This is a genomic window from Sinorhizobium sp. 8-89 (genome assembly GCF_030124325.1).
Classification (GTDB): domain Bacteria; phylum Pseudomonadota; class Alphaproteobacteria; order Rhizobiales; family Rhizobiaceae; genus Sinorhizobium.
Window position 1 is genome coordinate 546,175 of sequence record NZ_JASKLR010000003.1, and the last position, 21,195, is coordinate 567,369.

Annotated in this window: 26 protein-coding genes; 14 read left to right on the forward strand and 12 right to left on the reverse strand. The window is 63.7% G+C overall.

The genetic code is table 11. From position 1 onward, the window contains the following. Positions 1 to 80: 80 nt before the first annotated feature. Entirely contained in the window at positions 81 to 1,715 is a 1,635-nt protein-coding gene (locus QN219_RS09950; RefSeq protein ID WP_283999452.1) for a winged helix-turn-helix domain-containing protein, read from the forward strand. A 167-nt stretch (positions 1,716 to 1,882) separates the two neighbouring features. Here QN219_RS09950 and QN219_RS09955 read toward each other — a convergent pair whose 3' ends face one another. From QN219_RS09955 to QN219_RS09975, 5 genes are all read right to left on the reverse strand, one after another. Next, entirely contained in the window at positions 1,883 to 2,236 is a 354-nt protein-coding gene (locus tag QN219_RS09955) for an EF-hand domain-containing protein (RefSeq protein WP_283999511.1), read from the reverse strand. A 17-nt stretch (positions 2,237 to 2,253) separates the two neighbouring features. Continuing rightward, on the reverse strand, positions 2,254 to 2,496 hold the full coding sequence (locus QN219_RS09960) for a glycine zipper 2TM domain-containing protein (RefSeq protein WP_283999453.1): 243 nt from the start codon (positions 2,494 to 2,496) through the stop codon (positions 2,254 to 2,256). 295 nt (positions 2,497 to 2,791) lie between these two features. Beyond that, positions 2,792 to 3,466 (reverse strand): MerR family transcriptional regulator, encoded by a 675-nt coding sequence (locus tag QN219_RS09965; RefSeq protein WP_283999454.1) that lies wholly within the window; start codon positions 3,464 to 3,466, stop codon positions 2,792 to 2,794. 448 nt (positions 3,467 to 3,914) lie between these two features. Next, positions 3,915 to 5,030 (reverse strand): hypothetical protein, encoded by a 1,116-nt coding sequence (locus tag QN219_RS09970; RefSeq protein ID WP_283999455.1) that lies wholly within the window; start codon positions 5,028 to 5,030, stop codon positions 3,915 to 3,917. 258 nt (positions 5,031 to 5,288) lie between these two features. After that, positions 5,289 to 5,993, reverse strand: coding sequence for a DUF899 family protein (locus tag QN219_RS09975; protein WP_283999456.1), 705 nt, complete (start codon positions 5,991 to 5,993; stop codon positions 5,289 to 5,291). 209 nt (positions 5,994 to 6,202) lie between these two features. Between QN219_RS09975 and QN219_RS09980 the strand changes: the two genes are divergently transcribed. The 4 genes from QN219_RS09980 (at position 6,203) to QN219_RS09995 (ending at position 9,326) form a co-directional block, all read left to right on the forward strand. After that, the gene (locus tag QN219_RS09980; protein WP_283999457.1) at positions 6,203 to 6,955 is read left to right on the forward strand and encodes a pyridoxine 5'-phosphate synthase; all 753 of its coding nucleotides are present in this window, start codon (positions 6,203 to 6,205) and stop codon (positions 6,953 to 6,955) included. An 86-nt stretch (positions 6,956 to 7,041) separates the two neighbouring features. Continuing rightward, positions 7,042 to 8,439 (forward strand): PLP-dependent aminotransferase family protein, encoded by a 1,398-nt coding sequence (locus QN219_RS09985; protein WP_283999458.1) that lies wholly within the window; start codon positions 7,042 to 7,044, stop codon positions 8,437 to 8,439. Between the two features lie 201 nt (positions 8,440 to 8,640). Next, positions 8,641 to 9,057 carry a DUF983 domain-containing protein gene (locus tag QN219_RS09990; RefSeq protein ID WP_283999459.1) on the forward strand — a complete coding sequence of 139 codons (417 nt, stop codon included), beginning with the start codon at positions 8,641 to 8,643 and terminating at the stop codon, positions 9,055 to 9,057. 65 nt (positions 9,058 to 9,122) lie between these two features. Beyond that, on the forward strand, positions 9,123 to 9,326 hold the full coding sequence (locus QN219_RS09995) for a GDCCVxC domain-containing (seleno)protein (RefSeq protein WP_283999460.1): 204 nt from the start codon (positions 9,123 to 9,125) through the stop codon (positions 9,324 to 9,326). A gap of 30 nt (positions 9,327 to 9,356) precedes the next feature. Here the strand turns inward: QN219_RS09995 and QN219_RS10000 are convergent, their stop codons facing one another. Both QN219_RS10000 and QN219_RS10005 read right to left on the reverse strand, forming a co-directional pair. After that, positions 9,357 to 9,995 (reverse strand): NrsF family protein, encoded by a 639-nt coding sequence (locus tag QN219_RS10000; protein ID WP_283999461.1) that lies wholly within the window; start codon positions 9,993 to 9,995, stop codon positions 9,357 to 9,359. A gap of 1 nt (position 9,996) precedes the next feature. After that, a complete protein-coding gene (locus QN219_RS10005) occupies positions 9,997 to 10,530 on the reverse strand; it encodes a sigma-70 family RNA polymerase sigma factor (protein WP_283999462.1) in 534 nt (177 codons plus the stop codon). 256 nt (positions 10,531 to 10,786) lie between these two features. Here QN219_RS10005 and QN219_RS10010 point away from each other — a divergent pair, with 256 nt between their 5' ends. The 4 genes from QN219_RS10010 (at position 10,787) to QN219_RS10025 (ending at position 13,384) form a co-directional block, all read left to right on the forward strand. Then, on the forward strand, positions 10,787 to 11,110 hold the full coding sequence (locus QN219_RS10010) for a DUF2282 domain-containing protein (protein ID WP_283999463.1): 324 nt from the start codon (positions 10,787 to 10,789) through the stop codon (positions 11,108 to 11,110). Positions 11,111 to 11,161: 51 nt separating this feature from the next. Beyond that, the gene (locus QN219_RS10015) at positions 11,162 to 12,091 is read left to right on the forward strand and encodes a DUF692 domain-containing protein (RefSeq protein WP_283999464.1); all 930 of its coding nucleotides are present in this window, start codon (positions 11,162 to 11,164) and stop codon (positions 12,089 to 12,091) included. Continuing rightward, positions 12,078 to 12,881, forward strand: coding sequence for a DNA-binding domain-containing protein (locus tag QN219_RS10020; protein WP_283999466.1), 804 nt, complete (start codon positions 12,078 to 12,080; stop codon positions 12,879 to 12,881). Before QN219_RS10015 ends, QN219_RS10020 begins: the two co-directional genes overlap by 14 nt. A gap of 92 nt (positions 12,882 to 12,973) precedes the next feature. Beyond that, positions 12,974 to 13,384: a DoxX family protein gene (locus QN219_RS10025; protein WP_283999512.1), complete on the forward strand. Its 411-nt coding sequence runs from the start codon at positions 12,974 to 12,976 to the stop codon at positions 13,382 to 13,384. Between the two features lie 96 nt (positions 13,385 to 13,480). Here the strand turns inward: QN219_RS10025 and QN219_RS10030 are convergent, their stop codons facing one another. Both QN219_RS10030 and QN219_RS10035 read right to left on the reverse strand, forming a co-directional pair. Beyond that, entirely contained in the window at positions 13,481 to 14,092 is a 612-nt protein-coding gene (locus QN219_RS10030) for a 2-hydroxychromene-2-carboxylate isomerase (protein ID WP_283999467.1), read from the reverse strand. Between the two features lie 163 nt (positions 14,093 to 14,255). Then, positions 14,256 to 15,143: an NmrA family NAD(P)-binding protein gene (locus QN219_RS10035; protein ID WP_283999468.1), complete on the reverse strand. Its 888-nt coding sequence runs from the start codon at positions 15,141 to 15,143 to the stop codon at positions 14,256 to 14,258. 152 nt (positions 15,144 to 15,295) lie between these two features. Between QN219_RS10035 and QN219_RS10040 the strand changes: the two genes are divergently transcribed. Together QN219_RS10040 and QN219_RS10045 are read left to right on the forward strand one after the other, a co-directional pair. Further along, positions 15,296 to 15,700, forward strand: a complete 405-nt coding sequence (locus QN219_RS10040; protein ID WP_283999469.1) for a helix-turn-helix domain-containing protein — start codon at positions 15,296 to 15,298, stop codon at positions 15,698 to 15,700. Positions 15,701 to 15,738: 38 nt separating this feature from the next. Beyond that, positions 15,739 to 15,870 carry a hypothetical protein gene (locus tag QN219_RS10045; RefSeq protein ID WP_283999471.1) on the forward strand — a complete coding sequence of 44 codons (132 nt, stop codon included), beginning with the start codon at positions 15,739 to 15,741 and terminating at the stop codon, positions 15,868 to 15,870. An 18-nt stretch (positions 15,871 to 15,888) separates the two neighbouring features. Here QN219_RS10045 and QN219_RS10050 read toward each other — a convergent pair whose 3' ends face one another. Further along, a complete protein-coding gene (locus QN219_RS10050) occupies positions 15,889 to 16,608 on the reverse strand; it encodes an aspartate/glutamate racemase family protein (RefSeq protein WP_283999472.1) in 720 nt (239 codons plus the stop codon). Positions 16,609 to 16,833: 225 nt separating this feature from the next. Between QN219_RS10050 and QN219_RS10055 the strand changes: the two genes are divergently transcribed. From QN219_RS10055 to QN219_RS10065, 3 genes are all read left to right on the forward strand, one after another. Then, on the forward strand, positions 16,834 to 17,298 hold the full coding sequence (locus QN219_RS10055; protein ID WP_283999473.1) for an Lrp/AsnC family transcriptional regulator: 465 nt from the start codon (positions 16,834 to 16,836) through the stop codon (positions 17,296 to 17,298). A gap of 207 nt (positions 17,299 to 17,505) precedes the next feature. After that, a complete protein-coding gene (locus QN219_RS10060; protein ID WP_283999474.1) occupies positions 17,506 to 18,774 on the forward strand; it encodes an NAD(P)/FAD-dependent oxidoreductase in 1,269 nt (422 codons plus the stop codon). Between the two features lie 123 nt (positions 18,775 to 18,897). Further along, positions 18,898 to 19,782, forward strand: coding sequence for an aminoglycoside phosphotransferase family protein (locus QN219_RS10065; RefSeq protein WP_283999475.1), 885 nt, complete (start codon positions 18,898 to 18,900; stop codon positions 19,780 to 19,782). 7 nt (positions 19,783 to 19,789) lie between these two features. Here QN219_RS10065 and QN219_RS10070 read toward each other — a convergent pair whose 3' ends face one another. Continuing rightward, positions 19,790 to 20,542 (reverse strand): thermonuclease family protein, encoded by a 753-nt coding sequence (locus QN219_RS10070; RefSeq protein WP_283999476.1) that lies wholly within the window; start codon positions 20,540 to 20,542, stop codon positions 19,790 to 19,792. A 298-nt stretch (positions 20,543 to 20,840) separates the two neighbouring features. Then, on the reverse strand, positions 20,841 to 21,195 hold a 355-nt coding region (locus tag QN219_RS10075; RefSeq protein WP_283999477.1), incomplete at its 5' end, for a hypothetical protein.

A 21,195-nucleotide genomic window follows, 5' to 3' on the forward strand; every position in this document is an offset into this window, starting at 1 on the left:
TGCCCGGCAGACGGAGGACGCGGCATGGATGCCCGGTTACCTGATGCCTTCACATGCAACGGCATAACCGCGGATTTCGCGTGGGGCTGTTGCATGATGGTCAAGGTCGCGACGTGACGTTGCGGCCGCAGGCTTTTGCCGTGCTGAGATATCTGGCCGACCATGCCGGACGGGTCGTGACCAAAGACGAACTGATCGAAGCAGTGTGGGGTCGTGTCGCGGTGACCGACGACAGCCTCGTGCAATGCATCGCCGACATTCGCAGGGCGTTCGGCGACAACGCGCATACGGTCATCCGTACGGTGCCGAAACGGGGCTATATGCTGTCTGTGTCGCAAGCCGAGGCCGCTCGGGTTCCGCCGAAACGGTGGAGGTGGAAGGCGGCCGTTGCGGCGATTTGCTTGGCGATGATCGCCGTTGTTGTCGGTTGGCCGCTCCTCAGGCCCGATCGTGATGACGCGCAGCGCAGCCGCGTGCCGTCGGTCGCCGTATTGCCATTCAATAGCATCGGCGACGAGGCCGCCCAGCGCCTTGCCGACGGGCTCACCGAGGACATCATTACCGATCTGGTGCGCTTTCCTGAATACGCAGTCATCGGCAGCAACTCGACGGCCGCCTACAAAGGGAAAGCCGTCGATCCGCGGGAAGTCGCAGCCGCATTGCATGTCGGCTATGTCATCGAAGGCTCGATCCAGCGGGAGGCAGGTCGAGCCCGCATTGCCGCACGCCTGATCGATGCGGCCAGCGGCGAAGACATCTGGTCCAATCGTTGGGATCGGCCGGACAAGGATATCTTCGCCATCCAGAACGAAATCGCCGAACAAATTGCCAACCGGCTCGGCGGCGGCGCGGGGCTTATACAAGAGACGGGGCGCAATGCCGCCCGCCGCAAACAACCGGAAAATCTATCGGCCTACGAGCTCTATCTGCTGGGTACCGAGAAACTGGAACTCTTCACCAAGGCCGACGTGGAAGAAGCCATCCGGCTCCTCACGCGCGCCGTTGAAATCGATCCCGGGCTGGCGCGCGCCTGGGCGGAGCTCTTCCACTCCTATTGCATATGGCGGAGCTTTGGTGCCGACTGGGACACGGCAACGCGCAAGGCCGACGAAGCCGCAGAAATGGCGGTTCGACTTGACCCGGGCGACCCCGAAGCGCACGCGGTTCTAGGGATGAGCCTGGGAGGGAGGGGCGACTTTGTGCGCGCGAAGGCCGAATTCGACACCGCACTTCGCCTGGCGCCGGGGGCGGCGGAAATCCTGATTTTCTATATCGGCTTGGCATCAACGCTTGGCGAAGCCGAGCGTGGCGCTGAACTGATCGAACAGGCGATAAGACTCGATCCGAACTATCCGATGTGGGCCTCGGGCCCGTTTGCCTATGCCTATTTCATGGCAGGCCGTTACGAAGACAGCCTCCGCATGCTCGACCGTCTGATGACGGCCAACTACAACCGCGATAAATGGGTCTTAAAGGCGGGCTCCCTAGCCGCTCTCGGGCGAACCGCCGAGGCGAAGTCTTGGGTCGAGCAGGCGCTGAAGGTTTTTCCAGACCTCAACGCCGAGCTGATGAACAACGATCCGGGCTACAACGAGGCCGAGCATCGGCGCCTTGTGGAGACAATGCGGCTGGCGGGCTTTCCGCTTTGTCTTACAGAGGAGCATCTGGGCAAATTTGAAAAGCCGCGGCGCCTGCCCGAATGCCAGAAGCCGTAAGGCGGCTAGCACTACAGCGCCGCGCATCTTATCAGACGCGCGGCGCTGTAGCGCTTTGAGTTGCTGCATGTTTTCCTTAAATCGGCTTCGTCAAGGAAACATGCAGTAGGCGCGCAACGGCCGATAGCGTTGGCTGATCGCGCTCGCCGAATGCGCCGGCACGTCTTCTACTGAAGATTGCCGTCGCCGCTGCGGTCGGCTGTCTTGAAGTCGGCCATGACCCGGTTCAGGAACTCGTTTTGGCTGAGCCTGCCGTCGCGGTTGGCGTCGGTAGCGGCAAACTGCTGCGTGTTCAGAACCTGCGTCACTTCTTCGGAGCGCAGGCTGCCGTCCTTGTTCTTGTCCAGACTCGTGAAGGCCGAGGTCATGAAGGCCTGGTATTCGGATTGGTCGACCGCGCCGTTCCTGTCACGGTCGAGCCGATCCATATGGCCCTGGTTCATGGCCGCCGGTTGATTTTGCGCCACGGCCGCAAGGGCCTGCGAGAATGCGAATGCAGTCAGCAGGACGAGTCTTTTCATCATTCCGGCCCTTCGTATCAATAGCAGGTCAAGGCATTGCCGCCCGCCGCGCCCAGCGCGGCGCCGCTGCCGACGGCCCAGAGCTGACCGCTTCCCGAACCGATCGCCGCGCCGGCAAAGCCGCCGACGACCGCGCCGCCGACCGTGCCGGCGATGCAACCGAACTCGGTAGCGCGTCCGGTCGATCCTGTCATCACAGATTGGCAGCCAGACAGGGCGAGGCCGCCTGCGAGAATGACAATTGTCGTGAGCTTGCTCATTTTTTCCTCCAAGTATATCCGGCCGAATTCAATAAAGATCGGCGGACACGCCATTTACTGGCGCCGGATGGAAATAAGCTTCTGAATATGGCTCTCGAATTTCGAGAGGCTCTTCTGCTCGATCAGAAGCATATTGCTGACAAGACATGCAGTCGGTGGATAAAGACGTACACGGCTGCGGGCAAAATACTACTGCTGCGCAGGGGCGATGACAACTGCGCGGGCCTGTTCTGCTCGTCAAATATTGCGACAGGCCGTATCGGTCTGTGGTCAGCGTTATCACTTCGTTCGATCTCTATTCCGACGCGATCACCCCGGCGAGAACCGCCTTGGCGACAGCCTGGAAGCGATTGTGAGCGCCGAACTTGCGGATGATCCCGGATTCAAGCGTGAGCGCCGCGGTAAGGTCCATGTCCATCAGCCGGGCGATGCGCGAGGCCGGATAACCTTCGGCCATGAAGCCCAGGCAGTCGGATTCGATCGGCGACAGATGGGCATGCTCCGCTGCCGTCGCGACGTCGTCGCCTTCCACCGATCTCCCTTCGAGCAACTCGGCGATCTTCTGCATCTGGCGGCGCAGGATCGATTGCTGGGCGGCGAGCTCGCGGCGGCGCGCCTGCAGGGCGGCGTCGAACATTTCGTCGGCCTGCTCCTGGTTTTCCGCCCGGTCGAGTGCCGCCATCAGTTCCTGGATCGCGGCGATCGGCATGTCGATTTCCCGGCAGGCGTTAATTACCGCCATGCGGCGGATGTGATCCTCGCCATAGACGCGCATCGGTCCCATGCGGGCGGCGGTCAGCAAGCCTTTCTCTTCGTAGAAATGCAACGTCCGGTGCGTCACACCGAAGACCTCCGCCATCTCGGCGATGGCGAGCCGGTCGTCCGGGCCATGGTATGGAACGGGCAGTTGCGGCAGGAAGCCGACAGGATCGTCCTTGGCGCCCGCCTGTTTCCAGGAATCTTGCGGCATGTCCAATGTCCCCCACTTGAGCGTCTGGAAGGCGTAGCAACCCGCCGATCAAGACCTTCTCCTCCAGCCAAGCGTCCGGCCGGTCGCCGACCTCGACACCTGCTGCTCGTGGGACACATCCGCGCAAGGCGCGGTTACTGCTGACCAATGTGCATGCCTGCGACCAAACCCAAGACGCCGCAGGTCCGACTAGCTGGAACCCCGTTACGCGTTCGCCGAACGCGCGGTGCTCCAGTGAGCAACCCGGCATGAAATCCAACGCACGCACACACGGTAAGTGCGAATCACGCAAATGAACAGTCTTAATATTGCAGGGAAAAACGCGCTCTCACGCGTCGCACCAGCAGAGCCAAAAGCATCGCGTGTGCAGCGGAACGCGCAAAGGGTGCTCTAGAACTTCAAATGTAGAGCATCTGCTTTCAGCGATACCACCTGAAAGCAGGATGCTCTAGTGGCCGATGATCTTGAGCGGGCTGTTGGCGGAAATGATGAAGAATGGCTCGTCGCCCTTGAGCGGACCGAGCTTCTGCTGGCAGTCCCAGGCCTTCTGGAAGCTGTCGCGCGTGAGCAGCCGGCGGTAGCGCGCCGTCGCGGTCATGCATTCCATGAGCGTGCTCTGAACCTTCTCAGCGGCGGCATGGGCGTATATCTCGCCATTAAGCGCAAAAAGCTGTGCGGCAAGCGAGGTACTCTCGTAGAGAATGTCCGGCTCGCTCGTCAGCCGTTCCGCGGTGATGAAATCGTGCCGCAGCGGAATGCCTTCGCCGTCATGCGAGAGCGTGATGCGGATGCCCGCTGCAGGGGCGTCGTACCAGGTGAGATTGATCGAGAAGGCCAGAGCCTGATTGCTGGAGGCGGGGGCGCCTTCGCCCTCGACCGCGCTCGCCCGGGCAAGCGTCTTATGGCGAAGTGCGGCCTCGCGCAGCGCCTTTGCGAAATGTCTGGTGCCCTTGTGTTCGGGGCCGGTTACGCTGACGCGGACGGATGGCAAGCCGCGGATGGCGGCCATCGGCCCGTCGACGAGCTTGGCCTCCGCGTCGATGTCCAGCGTCATCTCGGGGGAGGGCAGGGGCGCAAAGAGCAGCAGCGGCAGGACGCTCAGCACCGCCCATGGAGAAGAGAAGGGGGCCGGCTGCCAGGGAGCACGGCGTCCGGATGACGGTCGGCGGGCGCTCTTTTCCTGCTGGACCGAAGCCGCGACCGTCTCGGCAGCGGCGCCATGCACGCGGCGGTACTCCGGGACATAGGTTCCCTTCGGAATGGTGATCTGCCACTTTTCGTCGGCGCCGTCGGTGTCGTAGAAGGTCTTGAGCAGCTTGCGCAACTTGCCGGCATGGACGCGGACAAGTGGGTCGCCATCTGCATCGAAGGTCTGATCGCGGCCGAAGACGTCGACGCCGATCGAATATCCCTTGAGTTGCGCGCCTTCGCCGATCATTTCCTTCTCGACGACGTAGGCAAGGAAAGCGCGCAGTCTTTCGGACCGCCGAAAGCCGCGGCTGTCGAGGATCCGGCGCAGCGCCAGCCGGATCGTCTCGTCGCAGGGCCTTTCGGCTGGCGTCATCGATGTTGCTCCAAGGGATGCGGCGGAATGCCGGGACAGAGATCGCCGGGAAAAAACAACCTAAATCTGATTCGGAGCTTAAGTCCAAAAATGGCGGTTGTCAGGTTCGATGGCGATAAGTCGCACTTTTCTTAAGTGCGACTCACCGCATGCTGCGGGGGCGGCAGGCCGCATGCCCGCACCGCCCCGAGAGCGCGACTCACGATCTTGAACGCAACGCCTGGGCGCGAGGAATGCGCGGCGCGCGCTGTTCGGCATTCACCCGCCGTTGCGGTAGTCGAGCTTCGGATACCAGTCCTTGCCGCGGCCTTCAGGCGTGGTGTCGAGAAGGGTCCACAGCGGGTCGAGGTCCGGTGCGTCGCGCGGGTCCTGGCCGGGGTCGGCCATCTTGTCGTTCATCTCAGCGCTCCAGAAATGCCGGATGGTGCCGTCGCGGCGGGTGAAGACCGTGTAGCCGGGGACATCAGCATCCTCGGCGCTGACATAGTCGCGGGTGAAGGCGCCGTCTCCGTCGGAATAGACCTTCAACTGAGTCCAGCCGCGCGCCTTCTTGGCCTCCACCAGCCGCTCGATCGGCGAGCGGGCGACCAAGGCGAGCGCCACGCGCTGCTCGATATCAGGCACCTTGCCTTCCCATGCTCCCATCAAAGAGGTGCACATGGGGCAGGGTCTTTCGCGCTTCGGACCGAACATGTAACTGTAGATGACGAGCGTGTCCTTGTCGCCGAAAAGGTCGGCGAGGATGACGGGTCCGTTCTCGCCCACGAAACGATATTCCCTGGTGACTTCGCCGCCGGGCGGCAATTGCCGGCGCAAGCCGGCCACGCGCTCGATATGGCGCCTGAGCTCGATTTCCTCTGCAAGTAGCGCGTTGCGCGCCCGCCGATACTCCGCACTTTCGTTGGGAAGGCTGGCGTGATTCCTCGCCGCCAGTTCCTGCGCCGGGATGAGTGTGGTCGTCATGATCGCTCTCCTCTCGCTCTCTGCGATTTACCTTCATCCTGCCTCGAGTAGGCTAAACACGTTGATATCAACATAATCTACTTGTGTCAAAACGCTTTGCCCTTGTCAGAAAGGCGCGGACAAAACCTGCAAAACGGCGATTCCGGTTTTGTAAAATCTGGGGTAGAACAGGCACCGATGACGTTGCCCGCCTCTCTGAAAGTTTCGACATGCCAGCAAAACTGTCCGTGAATCTCAATGCCGTCGCGATGTTGCGCAACCGGCGCGATCTTCCGTGGCCGTCCGTTACCGGCCTAGGCCGCATCGCGCTGCAGGCGGGGGCGAGCGGGTTGACCGTGCACCCGCGCCCGGACCAGCGCCACATCCGGTTCTCCGACCTGCAGCCGATCCGCAACCTGATCGACGACGAGTTTCCGCAGGCGGAATTCAACATGGAAGGCTTTCCGAACGAGGATTTCCTTCAATTGGTCGAGCGGCACGAGCCGGAGCAGGTGACGCTGGTGCCGGACGATCCGGCGCAGGCGACCTCCGATCACGGCTGGGATTTTCGCAAGAACCATAACCTGCTTGGGCATGTGGTCGGGCGGCTGAAGAAAAAGGGGTTCCGCGTCTCGCTGTTCGCCGATGGCGATCCGGATCCGGAGGCGCTGAAGATCGCCAAGGAGACCGGGGCGGACCGGATCGAGCTTTACACCGGCCCCTATGGCGGCTGCTACGATGATCCCGAGAAGACCGAACGGATCGCCAGCGAACTCGGCCGAACGGCGGAGATCGCGCTCGGCCTCGGCCTCGCCGTCAATGCCGGCCATGACCTGACCGTAGCCAACCTGCCGCTCTTGGCAAAGCACATCCCGGCGCTCGCCGAGGTTTCGATCGGCCACGGGCTGACGGCGGATGCGCTGGAATACGGCATGGCGGAGACCGTGCGCCGCTTCCGCCGCGCTTGCGGCGAGGCGGTTTAGGTCAACGAACGAGACTCGTTCGCGCGTGCTTGCACGCATTCTTTATCCATGCAATATCCATACATTATCGTATTGGGATGTTGTCGATGGACAAGGATCGTGTGAGTCTTTCCTGGGAGCCGACGCTTAGCAAGGCGGACGGGCCGCTCTATCTGGCGATCGCGGATGCATTGGCCGCGGATATCGCGACCGGCGCACTCAAGGAGGGCACACGCCTGCCGCCGCAGCGGGCGCTCGCGGGCGTGCTCGGCATCGACTTCACCACGGTCAGCCGCGCCTATAACGAGGCGCGGGCGCGGGGGCTGATCGAGGGCCGAGTCGGGCAGGGCACCTATGTCAAAGTGCGGCGAAGGAGCGCCGGTCGCCCATCCGGCGGCGGGCTCGTCGACATGAGCATGAACCTGCCGCCGCTCTTCGACGATCCAAGCCTTATCGCCCGGATGTGGGGCGGTATCGATGCACTTGAGCGCGAGCAGGGCCTGGATCTGTTCATGCGCTACCAGACGATCGGCGGTGCCTTGCCGGACAGGGCCGCAGGCGCGGCCTGGCTGCGGCCACGGCTCGGCGAGGTGGAAGCGGAGCGGGTGCTCGTCTGCCCCGGGGCGCAGGCGGCGCTGCTTGCAACCGTCAGCATGCTTGCCGCCCGGGGCGATGTAATCTGCGCCGAGGCGCTCACCTATCCGGGGCTGCGGTCGCTCGCTGCCCATCTTGGCATTGGCCTTGCCGGCGTGGCGATGGACGAGCATGGGCTTCTGCCCGAAGCGTTCGAGGCCGCCTGCGTCAAGCACCGGCCGAAGGCGCTTTATTGCAATCCGACGCTTCACAATCCGACGACGGCGACGTTGCCGCTCGACCGCCGGGAGGCAGTCGTCGCGATTGCCCGCAGACATGGCGTCGCAATCGTCGAGGACGACGCTTACGGTGCGCTGCCGGCCAGGTCGGTGCCGCCGCTCGCGGCGATCGCGCCCGAGCTTGTCTATCACGTGGCGGGGCTTGCCAAGTGCCTGTCGCCGGCGCTCCGCGTCGCCTATCTCATCGTACCGGATGCCGTGAGCTCCGTCCGCATCGAGGGCGCGATCCGCGCGACCGCCGGCATGGCCTCGCCGCTTTCGGCCGCCATCGCCACGCGCTGGATCGAGGATGGAACGGCGGATGCGGTGCTTGCCGCCATTCGCGCCGAGACCGGACGGCGCCAGCGGATCGCAACCGGGATCCTGCCGAACGCTCGCGTCGTGACCGATCCCGAAGCATTCCACCTCTGGCTCAGGCTGCCCTCCGCCTGGACACGCGGCGCGTTCGGTGACCGGTTGCGCACGGCCGGCATCAGCATCGTCGCAAGCGATGCCTTTGCGCTTGCCGTCCCGCCGGAAGCCGTGAGGTTGGGGCTCGGCGCGGCGGAAACCGAAGTCGAGCTCGAGCGCAGCCTCGCCGTCATCGCCGATCTTCTCGCGCAGTCGCCTGCGGTCCTGAACTTCGTCGTCTGACGGCGTACAGCCGCAACCCGGCGCAATTGTCGCAGGTATTGATGCATACAATTAATTGACAATGTATGCTTTGTATGGCTTCCTTTTCCATGGGCCGGCGAGGACGTGGAGCACCGGGCATCTAGGAACCGTAATATCGCTTGCGCGTTCGAATTATGTGCCCCGCGCCTGCCGCCGACGAGATTTTGGAAAGGAAAGACAGTGTCTTCACACAAGGATTGGCCGGCACTTTCGCCGTTGCAGACGGGTCTGCGTGGCCGCTGCCCGCGTTGCGGCCAAGGTCACCTGTTCGAGGGTTTCCTGAAGCTCCGTCCGGAATGCGAGGTCTGCGGGCTTGATTATTCTTTCGCCGACCCGGCCGACGGCCCGGCGTTTTTCGTCATCTGCTTCGCCTGCGTGCCGAGCGTGTTGCTCGGCGTCTGGCTCGAGGTGCAGTACGGCGCGCCGCTCTGGGTGCATCTGCTGACGACCGGTCCCTTCATGCTGCTCACCTGCATTCCGCCGCTGAGGCCGCTGAAGGGCTGGCTGGTCGCAAGCCAGTTCTTCTACAAGGCCGAAGAGGGCAAGGTCGTGCGCCGGGCTGTGGCGCAAGCGCCTGATGCGAGCGCCAGACGGTGATTTGAAGTAAAATCATCGTGTAGGCCGGGGCGTCGGAGTCGCGAGTGCCATGGAGGCACGGACGCATGACGAATCTGATCTCGATCGTGACCTGTCCCGCCTGCCGGCATCAGTCGGTCGAAACCATGCCGACGGATGCCTGCCTGCACCTTTACGAGTGCAAGAGTTGCGGCACGCTCCTCAAGCCGAAGGAGGGGGATTGCTGCGTGTTCTGTTCCTATGGCTCCCAACCGTGTCCGCCCATTCAGGAGGCGCGAGCCCGCCGATAACTGCGTGAAGCAATTGCTCGGCGCGCCCGTCTACCAACGGGCGACGCGGCGGCCGGCGAGGGCCCCGAGAAGCGCCAGGATCGCGATCGCGATCGTGTACCAAGTAGCGACGAACAGGGGCGAATCGTCCGTGCAATGGGAGGCATAGAGCGTCGCGGCGATGCCGCCGGCCACAAGGCCCGCCATTGCGCCGGCCAGCGCCGGATGGGACGGGGCGCCATGGCGCAGCGCGAGCAAAAGCAGCGCGAGCGGGCCGATCCCGATCAGCGGAATGAAGGTCAGGCAGACCAGGCTGTTCGTCCCGACAAGCCTGCTCGACCAGGTTTCGGCGGGCACGACGGCGAGTTCGATCAAGACGCCTGCAAGGATGAGCGCAGGAGCGATGGCAAGAAAGCGCAGCGGGCCGCGCGGATCCATGTCCGGCCGCGAGAGCATCCGCAGAAGAGCGAAGGCGCTTGCGGCAAGGGTGATCGTCACCACGAACTTGAAGAGAAAACGGAGCGTCTGCGCGGCGCTGGCAATATCCGACCGGGGGCCGAGCAGGACGAAGAAGACGGTTGCGGCGATGACGACGGCAGCGAAGACCGCGCCCCACCAAGCCGCGTTCATCGGCACGCCGGTTCGCCGGCTGTCCGCGGCAAGAGCCTTGATGAGTTCGTGTGTCTCCATTTCAGTCTCGTCCAAATCGCCGGGCAATGGCAGCAAGGCCGCGATGAAGCGCGACGCGAACTGCGGTTTCGTTCATGTCCAGGCTCCGGGCGGCCTCCGCGATCGTGCGCCCTTCGACCGATATTGCCGTCACCACCGAACGCTGGCCGGGGGTGAGCGTTTCGAGTGCACGGCCGATTTCCCAATCCCTGATCGTTTCGGTTTCCTCGGCAGCGAGCCGGTCTTCCACCTCGCCGATCTCGACCTGGGAATGGCGGCCCTGCCGTCGCAAAGCATCGACCAGCTTGTGCCTCGCAATCGCGTAGAGCCATGGCGTTACCGGCCCGTCGCACCGCCAGGTGTGGCGCTTTATATGGATGGCGAGCAGCGTTTCCTGGACGATGTCTTCCGGATCCGGGCCGCCGAACGCCCTGCGGCGCGCCCAGGCGCGAACGAGGCGCGCGGTCTCGTGCAGGAAGTCGCCATAGGCCCGCTCGTCACCGTCGAGCGCGGCCCGGAAAAGTCTGGCGAGGCTCCCTTCATCCACGCCGTCCACCTGTGCTTCCTCCCAATTCGCTCGTCCTTGTCGCTTGTTACATCTCCGCGGGCAATCGTTTCGCTAAAATGGGGCGACGAGAAGTGTAAAGCGGTATTCGGTCCGCATCCGCAGCCTCTCTTCATCGTGATCCGCCAGGGGGCGCGGGCTCACGAAAGCGTGTAGATGCCGAATGTAACATATCTCCCATTGGTGCGAACGAGCCTCTGTGTGCCTGAAAAACAGCACACGAGGAAACCAACACGGAGACGAAGTCATGTCTACGAAATCCACGATAAGTGCGGCCATGCTGGCGAGTGCGGTGGCAGCCGCGGTATCGTCGTTCGCGATCGCCGCGCCGCTTTCGGAAGCCGAGGTCAAGGCCGCGATGGATGCCGGCAAGGAGAAGTGCTTCGGCGTCGCGCTCAAGGGCCAGAACGATTGCGCGGCCGGCCCGGGCACCACCTGCCAGGCGACCTCGACCGTCGACTATCAGGGCAATGCCTGGAAATTCGTCGATGGCGGCACCTGCACGACGATGCAACTGCCGGACGGCCGCAAGGGCTCGCCGGAACCGCTGTCGCGCGATCTTCCCTCCTAAGCAATCCGTCCTGAGCCACCTGTAGACAAGCGCCGGAAAGCGGAGGCGACGATGGCCAAATTGGCAATTCACGCGGATCGTGGCGCGTCGGAAGGCTCCCGTTTTCCGGCGCATCGGATCGACGGACTGGCAGGCACCAGTTTCAAGCACCAGCATCTCACATCCATTCTTGACGATGAGGCAAGCAATCGCGGTTTCTTCGAGGTTCACGCGGAAAACTATATGGGCGAGGGCGGGCCGCCGCACGCGGCACTCACCCGGATACGCCAGGATTACCCGGTTTCGCTACATGGCGTCTGCATGTCGATCGGAGGACCGCAGCCGCTGGACAAGGCCCATCTTGGCCGTTTCGCCGGGCTGATCGAGCGATACGAGCCGGCGCTCGTCTCGGAGCACCTGGCCTGGTCGACGCACGAAACGACCTACTACAACGACCTTCTGCCGCTGCCCTACACCGAAGCTACCCTGCAGCGCGTCGGCGACCATATCGACGAGGTCCAGGAGAGGATCCGGCGACCGATATTGCTCGAGAACCCCTCGACTTATGTGCTGTTCAGGGAATCGATGATGGGCGAAACCGCATTCATCCGGGAATTGGTCCGGCGCACCGGCTGTCGCCTGCTGCTCGACATCAACAATGTCTTCGTCTCGGCGACCAATCACGGATTTTCCGCGCTTGAATACCTCGCGGATTATCCGCTCGAACATGTCGGCGAGATCCACCTGGCCGGCCATGCGGAGCAAGAGGACGACGAAGGCGATCTCCTCCTGATCGACAGTCACGATGCGCCGGTCGCCGACGCGGTCTGGACACTCTTCGATATCGTGATCGGCCGGTGCGGGCCGATCCCGACGCTCATCGAGTGGGACAGCGCCATTCCCGACTGGCCGGTGCTGGAGGCCGAAGCGATTGCGGCACAAGCAATCCTCGATCGGCACGCAGGCGCCTTCCTGCGGGAGAAGAGTTATGCGCGCCGCTGAGAGCATTTCCGGCGACGTCGCCGACGGGCTGGATTACCCGACGGGCTTCGTGCCCGCACTGCTCGATCCCGGCTGCGCAACGCCTGCTCTCGTCGCCGGCCCGAGGGGCAAAGCCGCCGACAAGCGCTTCAACGTCTACCGCAACAACGTGACCGTCAGCCTCATCGAAGCGCTTGCGGCGGCGTTCCCCGCGACGATGCGCATTACCGGCGAAACCTTCTTCCGCGCCATGGCCCGGTTTCATGTGCGTGAAACGCCGCCTGTATCGCCGCTTCTCTTCGAATACGGCCGGGACTTTCCCGCCTTCATCGAGCGCTACGAACATGCGCGATCGATGCCGTGGCTCGCCGATGTCGCGCGCGTCGAGCGGGCCTGGCTCGACGCCTATCATGCGGCGGATGCGCCCGCGCTGCCGCCACATGCGCTGACGTCACTCCCACCGGACGCCCTTGGTGACGTCGTCTTCGAGGCGCACCCGTCAACGCGCATGGTTCGCTCGGCCTATCCGGCGGTGACGATCTTTGCCGCAAACCGGGCGAGCGGACCGGTTGGTCGCATCGAGGCCACCGAGCCGGAAAACGCACTGGTCACACGGCCGGCGCTGGAGGTGGAGGTTCGCCGCCTTCCACCGGGCGCCGATGTATTCCTGGGCAGCCTCCTGTCAGGCGAGCCACTTGCAAGCGCTGCCGGGACGGCAAGTGCGCGCTGTCCGGAATTCGATCTCGCAACTGCCATTGTTGTGATGCTTGAGGCCGGTGCCTTTGCCGCGCCAGGGAGGATGAGAAGGTGACTCTTGTACCGAAGTTCTTCGGAAGACACGAAAAGTGGGGCGGCGCAGGCTGGCTCGGCCGGATCGACGGGACGGTCGCCGCCATCGCACCGATGTCTCTCGCCCAGCTTGCCTTGCGCCTGGGGCTTGCCGTCCCCTTCTGGCGCTCGGGCATGAGCAAATGGGACGGCTTTCTGGAGCTCAACGATGTCGCTGTTCTGCTCTTCACATCGGAATTCCAGTTGCATCTGCCGGGAGGACCATATCCCTTCCCGGCGCCGGCGGTGACGGCCTTCGTGGTCGCTTGCGCGGAGGTCCTGCTGCCGACGCTCGTGGTCCTGGGACTGGCGACACGCCTCGTCGCGCTCGGACTTCTCGCAATGACGGTTGTCATCCAACTCACCGTTCCGGACGGATGGCCGGTTCATTTGACCTGGGCGGCGATGGCGCTCGGCGTCATTACGTGGGGTGCGGGCAAGTTGTCGGTGGATTGGTGGCTCGTTTCGGGGAAGGGAAAAGCATAGGCGGTTCGCCCCTCATCCCGCTGCTGCGACCATCTCTCCGCTCGCGGTGAGAAGGTGCCGGTAGGCGGATGAGCAACTCAACATGTCATCACCGCTTCACCCCGGATTCCCCTGGTCCAGATTGTGCTGCCATTCGATCGCGTCCTCCAGGCGATCGTGGCCCCAGAACAGTTCGCCATCGGCGACGAAGGAGGGTGAGCCGAAGATGCCGATCTCTTTCGCCTCTCTGGTCGCGGCGTCAAGCGCCTCGGCCACGGCGCCGGAGTTTGCCTGCTTCAGCACGCGGGCGGGGTCCTGTCCCGCTTCCCTGATGCTCGACGAGAGGTTGGGCTCGCTGCCGGCGGGGTCGCGGTCGACGAACCAGCGGCGGTAGGTGGCGATCGCATAGGCAGGGCACCAGCCTTCATCGGCGGCGAGTACGGCAACGCGGTTGGCCTGTTCCAACTCGGGCAGCGGGTAGGGGATAGGCAGCCTCAGGGGCAGGCCGAACTTCGCGGCGCGCCGCTCCATATCGCGCCACATGTAGGCGGCCTTGAGCGGCTTGTCGGCGAAGGGAACGTCGCTTGCGTCAAGCTGGACCGCGCGTGCATCGAAGGGTCTCCAACGAACCTCGACGCCCGCCTTCTCGGCGATCTCCGGCAGCCGCATGACAGCGAGAAAGGTGTAAGGACTTCCTATCGAGAACCAGAAGTCGATCGGTACCGCCATTGCTCTTTCTCCCCTGTGCTGTGGGTGTTCGCGATCGCCTTCGGAGCGGCAACCCCAACGATCCGCGCAGGAAAAAGTAGATAGGGCTTGGACGCTGCGCGCCAATGCGGGCCTTCGACAAAAAGCCCCGGTCGGTTCAGACCGGGGCTTGATATGCGGTGATCTATTGAACGAGCGCGGCCTTGCTCCCTTCGAGGAATGCGGGAAGGCTGACGGGGGTCTTGCCGGTCAGCGCGGCAAAATCGCTGGTCACCATGCCGATATGGCCTTCGCGGGTATTGCTGTCGAAGGAGACGACGATCGGGATCAGAAAGTCGGGCAGGCCCGCACCTTTGAGGCCGCCGGCGAGCGCTTCATCGGAAATGTGGACGACCTCGAGTTTCTTGCCTGCGGTGCTGGCGACGAGCGCGGCGATCTCGTCGGTCGAGTGCAGTCCGGCGCCGGTCAGCGTGTAGGTGCGGCTTTCCGTGGAGCTGGAGAGGAGTGCCGCTGCCGCGGCTTCCGCCGCGTCGCTGCGGGCGATATGGGCCAGACGGCCGGCGCCGGCGGAGGAAAACCACTGCCCGGTTTCAAGCGCGTGCGGCAGGGCCATGAAGAGGTTTTCCATGTACCAGCCGTTCCTGAGGATGGTGTAGGGAATGCCGGTTGCCTTGATGGCGTTCTCGGTGCCGAGGTGATCGGGTGCGAAGGGAATGACCGAGGTTTCGGGGTTCGGCATCGAGGTGTAGAGGATATGCTTGGCGCCGGCCTTCCTGGCGGCGGCGACGGCGTTCAGATGCTGCTGCAGCCGCTTGCCCGGCCGGTCCAGCGTGTCGGTCGAGATGATGAGGATGCGGTCGGCGCCGGCGAACGCCTCTGCGAGCGATGCCGGGTCGTCGAAGTCGGCGGCGCGGGTCTGGACGCCCTTGGCGGCGTAATCGGCGAGCTTCGAGGTGGCGCGGCTGGTCGCGATGATATCGGCGGGCCTCGCCTTGCCGGAGGCGAGCAGCGCATCGAGCACGAGCTTGCCGAGCTGGCCTGCGGCGCCGGTCACGAGCAATGTTTCGGACATGTTCTTCCTTTCGTTTCGCTTCCAGCTCGCCTGAGACGTTTTGGCTCACGCAGGATGCTGGTCTCTTTTTGAGAGTTGCTCTTATGTCGTAATCTGCTAAGAGCTGTAAAGGAGGCAGTTTTTTCTGCTGTGGTTACGGAAAGGGTACCGCCATGAACAGGGCGACGGGCGCGGTGAAGGGCAAGCGGGTGGTAATGGTGTGCGGCGTGCCGATGGATATGGCCAACTGTCCCGTGCGCGACGTGATGGACAATATCGGCGGCAAGTGGAATTCGCTGATGATCCTGTCGCTCGCCGATGGCCCCTTGCGCTTCTCGGAACTCCGGCGGCTGATCCCGGACATTTCGCAGCGCATGCTGACCCAGACGCTACGCGACCTGCAGCGCGACGGCTATCTGAGCCGCACGGTTTACCCGACGCAGCCGCCGAGTGTGGAATATGCTCTGACGGAGCTCGGCCGGTCGTTTCTCGTACCGCTCAAACTGTTCGTCGACTGGTCGCTCCAGAATCACGACGCGATCCGCAAGGCGCGGGCGGAGTATGACGCGGCGGCGTAGGCGGATTGTCGCCACATGCCTGTGATATCGCCCCGTCCATGGCTGTCGGTATTGCAATCGGCATCGGCGTCGGCGCGGCCATAGGATCCGCGCTCGATAACGTTCCGGTGGGTATCACTGTCGGCATTGCTCTCGGTGCTGCGGCGGGGCTGATGTATCAACGCCGATAAGCAACCTGCGCTGCAGCCTTATGCGGCGCAGCTCACGGTTTCCCCGCCGAGGGCGAATTCAACCGCCGCGTCGGCATGGATGGCGGTGGAATCGAAGCCGGGAAGCGGCAGGTTGGCGGGGTCGAGGATGAGGCAGATTTCGGTGCAGCCGAGAATGACCGCGTCGGCGCCTTCGGCCTTGGCCCTCTCGATGAGCGCGACCAGCGCCTTGCGCGACGGCTCAAGCACCTTGCCGGCGCAAAGCTCGTCGAAGATGACGTTGTGGGTCAAGGTGCGGCCGTCTGCGTCCGGCACGATCAAGTCGATGCCGTGCCTTTTCATGCGCTCGGCGTAGAACCCGTGCTCCATCGTGTAGCGCGTGGCAAGCAGCAGCGGCCTGCGGCTGCCGGCGGCCTTCAGCCGCGCCGCGGTCTCGTCGATTATGTTGATCAGCGGCACGTCGACCGAGGCCTGCACCTGATCGGCAATCAAATGCATGGTATTGGTGCAGATCAGCACGCATTGCGCACCGGCGGCCTTGAGCCCGCGTGCGACCTCGGAGAGGCGCTCTGCGGCGTCCTCCCAACGGCCCGCCTTCTGCAGGTCTACGATCTTCTGGAAATCCACGGAATGAAGCAGCACTTCGGCCGAATGCAGCGCGCCCAGGCGCTCGCGGACAGCCTCGTTGACCATGCGGTAGTAAACCGCCGAGCTCTCGAAGCTCATGCCGCCGATAAGGCCGATTTTGCGCATTTCCATGGTGAGGTTCCCTTGTTCTTGAACAGACATCAATCGCGGGACGCAGAAGATGCCGCGTTGCCACCTTCTGATCCCGTTCCATTGTTAAAAGTATGGCGCGGCTTTGACCGGATGTGTTTGCTTTGATGAAGAGATTTGGGGAAATCAGCGCCCAAAATTTGTGTCACGGTCGAATTTTCTGCAAATTGTTGGCGTCAACAGGATCAGCAGCGAGGAGTCACTGGCGTGTTGGATGAGAGAGACCGGAAGCTGCTGGCGCTTCTGCAAGAGGATGGCAGTGCGGCGATGAGCGACCTCGCGGAGCGCGTGAACCTGTCGCTTTCCGCCTGCTCGCGCCGCATCCAGCGACTGGAGGAGGCGGGTTACATCGCGCGACGCATCGTCGTGCTCGACCGGGAAAAGATGGGTGTGCCGACCACGGTCTTCGCGCTCATCAAGACCGCGCATCATTCCGATGAATGGATCGAAATATTCCGGCGTGCAATCAGCGATATTCCCGAGATCGTCGAGGCGCATCGGCTGACCGGCAATTACGACTACATCGTCAAGATCGTGCTGCCGCGCGTCGAGCATTACGACGTCGTCTACAAGCAGATCGTGCGCAAGGTGGAACTCTTCGACGTTTCCGCCTCGATCTCGATGGAGGTCCTCAAGAGCGGCACGGCGGTGCCGGTCGGCTATGCGGAATAGCGCTGCGGTGCCGGCGCGCACGATATTGCAAGGGAGCAATGTCGAACGCGCGATTGTCTGCGGACGCCCGGAGGTGGACAGTGTGCTGACTGCATGTTTCCCCTAATCACCTCCGATTTTAAGGAAACATGTAGCAGTTCAAAGCGTTACGGCGAGCTCCGCGCGTTGAAAAAGACACACGGCGCCGGAGAAACAAGGCGGAATGCGATGCAGGATAGACATCACGTCGTTGTTGTCGGCGGAGGCTTCGGCGGACTGCAGCTCGTCAACAATCTTCGCGGTGTGCCTGTCCGGATAACGCTGATCGACAAGCGCAACCACCATCTCTTCCAGCCGCTGCTCTACCAGGTGGCAACGACGTTGCTGGCGACGTCGGAGATCGCTTGGCCGATCCGCAGTCTCTACCGCGACCGGCCGGAAGTGACGACGTTGCTTGGCGAGGTCGTGGGCGTCGATCCGGCCAACAAGGAGGTGACGCTGACGAGCGGCAGGCCCGTCCCTTACGACACGCTGGTGCTCGCGACCGGCGCGACGCATGCCTATTTCGGCCATGACGAATGGGCTCCGGTGGCGCCGGGACTGAAGACGCTGGAGGACGCGACGACCATCCGCCGTCGCGTGCTTCTCGCTTTCGAGCGAGCGGAGGTCGAGGAGGATCCGGAGATACGCAATGCGCTGCTGACCTTCACGGTGATCGGCGCGGGACCGACGGGGGTCGAACTCGCCGGCATCATCGCCGAAATGGCGCACCGGACGCTGCCCGGCGAGTTCCGCCGCATAGACACGCGCAAGGCACGCGTCGTGCTCGTCGAGGCGGGGCCGCGCATTCTTCCCGCCTTCACCGAAGAACTGTCCGCCTATGCGGGCCGCGAACTCGAAAAGCTCGGCGTCGAGGTGCGCACGGGCGTTCCCGTTACCGACTGCACGGACGAGGGCGTGATGATCGGCGACAGCTTCGTGCCGAGTCGCACGCTCGTCTGGGCCGCCGGCGTCCAGGCCTCGCCTGCTGCCCGGTGGCTCGGCATCGAGGCGGACCGCGCCGGCCGCGCCGTCGTAGAAAAGGATCTGACCGCACCGGGGCTGCCCGATGTTTTCGTCATCGGCGACACCGCCTCGGTCGTGTGGGAGGCGGGCAAGCCGGTGCCGGGCATCGCGCCGGCCGCCAAGCAGCAGGGCGCCTTCGTTGCCCGGGTGATCCGCGCCCGGCTCGAAGGCAAGCCGGCACCTGAACCGTTCCGCTACCGCCATCAGGGGAGCCTCGCCACGATCGGCAAGCGCGCCGCCATCATCGACTTCGGCAGGGTCAAGCTCAAGGGCGCGCTCGCCTGGTGGATTTGGGGCATTGCCCACATTTACTTCCTGATCGGCACACGAAGCCGCTTCGTCGTCGCCTGGAGCTGGCTTTGGATCTATCTCAGCGGCCAGCATAGCGCCCGGCTGATCACCCAGAAGGAGACGCTGCGCGAGGAAGGATAGCTGCCGGTACGGCCATAACGGATCGGCACGCGGCAGCGATGTGCCGGCGGAAAGCCGTTTTGCACTTCTCCCTCCCATGCTCTAGAAGGTTGCTATCTTCGGTCTCCAAACGCAACCTTTGGCATGCTAAACATCGACGCATCTCTCGTCAGCAAACTGATCGCCGCGCAATTTCCCGAGTGGGCGGATCTTCCGGTCAGGCCAGTCGAGTTCGACGGATGGGACAATCGGACCTTTCATCTGGGCAGGCACATGACGGTGCGGCTGCCGAGCGCCGCGCCCTATGCGCTTCAAGTCGAGAAAGAGCAGCGCTGGCTGCCGGTCCTGGCGCGGCGCCTGCCGCTGCCCATTCCTGCGCCCCTGGCAATGGGGCGGCCGGGCGAGGGTTATCCCTGGCCCTGGTCGGTTTACAAGTGGCGCGAAGGCGAGATCGCGACCCATGCACCTGTCGCGGATCTCAGCGCCTTCGCGACGACGCTGGCACGGTTCCTCGTGGCGCTCCAGGAGATCGACGCAACCAACGGGCCGACGCCGGGGCAGCACAATTTTTTCCGGGGTGGTCCGCTGACCGTCTATGACGCGGAAACGCGCCGGGCACTCGTTGCCCTCGAGGGAAGAATCGATACGGACGCGGCACGCGCGGTGTGGGAAGCAGCGCTTGCCGCGACGTGGCACGGCGCGCCGGTCTGGTTTCACGGCGACGTCAGTTCCGGCAATCTTCTGGTCGAGAATGGGCGGTTGAGCGCGGTGATCGACTTCGGCACTTCAGGCGTCGGCGATCCTTCATGCGACCTCTCGGTCGCCTGGACCTTTTTCCACGGAGAAAGCCGGGAGGCGTTCCGCGCCGCCCTGCCGCTCGACAAGGCGACCTGGGCACGCGGCCGCGGCTGGACGCTCTGGAAGGCGCTCATCGTCTTCGCCGAACTTCCGGGCACCGATCGCCTTGAAGTGGAAAAGTCGCGGCGCGTGATCGAGGCGGTGCTCGCGGATCACGAACGCCACGGCTAACGGGTTCTCAGCCGGAGACGCGAGCGACGGAGCGGCCGCACCAGGAGGAAGCTTGTCCTGCCCGTTTGCGCACGAGCCCCTCGGAGACCAGGACATCGCCGAGCGACGTTCCGTTGCGCATCACCACATGTGGGCTTCCACCTTCGCTGCCGCCGCCCTTCGATGCGACGAGCGTGAATTTGCCGGCGTTCAGCAATTCGCGCAGCCGTTGCTTGGCATAGAAGCCGCGCGCGCGTTCCGCCTCGCATTTGGCGTCCTTCGTCTCCGGAGCATCGATATCGGCGATCACGATCTTCTCGCCCCTGAAGAGGAAAGTATCGCCGTCGACAACACAGTTGTCGTTGCGAATACCGCAGAAATAGAACGTATTGGAATCCGCGAACCGGGGCGTCGGCTGTTCCATCGGCCGCCCGATCGGAGCCGGGGGAGCAAGCGCCGGCGTTCTGCCGACCGGGACCGGAGGCGCGAGTTCCTGCTTCCTGGCGATCGGGTCGGGGCGCGCAAGCGCCGGCTTCCTGGCGATCGAGCCGGTATGCTCTTTAGGCCGCGCCTGTGCACTTGCCGGCTTCGTCTTCTCCCTCGGCGAAAGCATGGCGACCACTTCGGAGGCGCCGGGCAGATCCGCGAGTTTCGCCCGGTGGTCATAGGCTGCGATGCCGCCGATCATCAGGACTGCCGCGACATACCAGGGCGCCATGCCGCCGCGATTACCCTTCCGGCTTGTGCCGCGCTTGCGCCTCTTTGAACTCGTTTTGGCCATCCGATTCGATCCTCGATTGCCGGGGCATTATCGGCGCGAGGGGTTGCTGAAAGGTTGCCATCAGGGGGCTGGAACCGGTCAATGGCGGAAGGGGCGGACTGCTGCGCGACCTTCCGCCGGTATCGGACCTATCATCAGAGAGGGAGTCCGGAAAAGGAAGGCGGGCTCTTGCAGCCGTGCGTCTTTGCAGTCGCATGATGGCCACGAGAACCCGCCAATGTCGGCAGAAATCCTGCCGCGCGCGCTTTTTTTATGTGCAGGCTGTATGGCGCGTTCCTTCGAACGCGCCATACACGCGTCAACGGTTGCGGTCGGTATGCCTGGATCTGCCGGGAATTCCGTCACCGCCACCGTCGCCTTTGCCATTGTTGGCTTGTCGAATGTCGCCGCCCTTCTTGCCGCCAGCCTTTTTGCCGTCAGCCTTCTTGCCGCCAGCCTTTTTGCCGTCAGCTTTCTTGCCGTCGGCCTTCTTGCCGTCAGCTTTCTTGCCGTCGGCCTTTTTGCCGGCCTTACCGCCGGCCTTATCGCCACCCGATTTGTCGCTGACTTTTCCGGGGGCCTTGTCGCCGCTTTTGCCGCCACCGTTGTCGCCGCCGCCGCCGTTGTCGCCGCCGCCGCCGCTGTCGCCGCCGCCGTTGTCGCCGCCGCCGCCG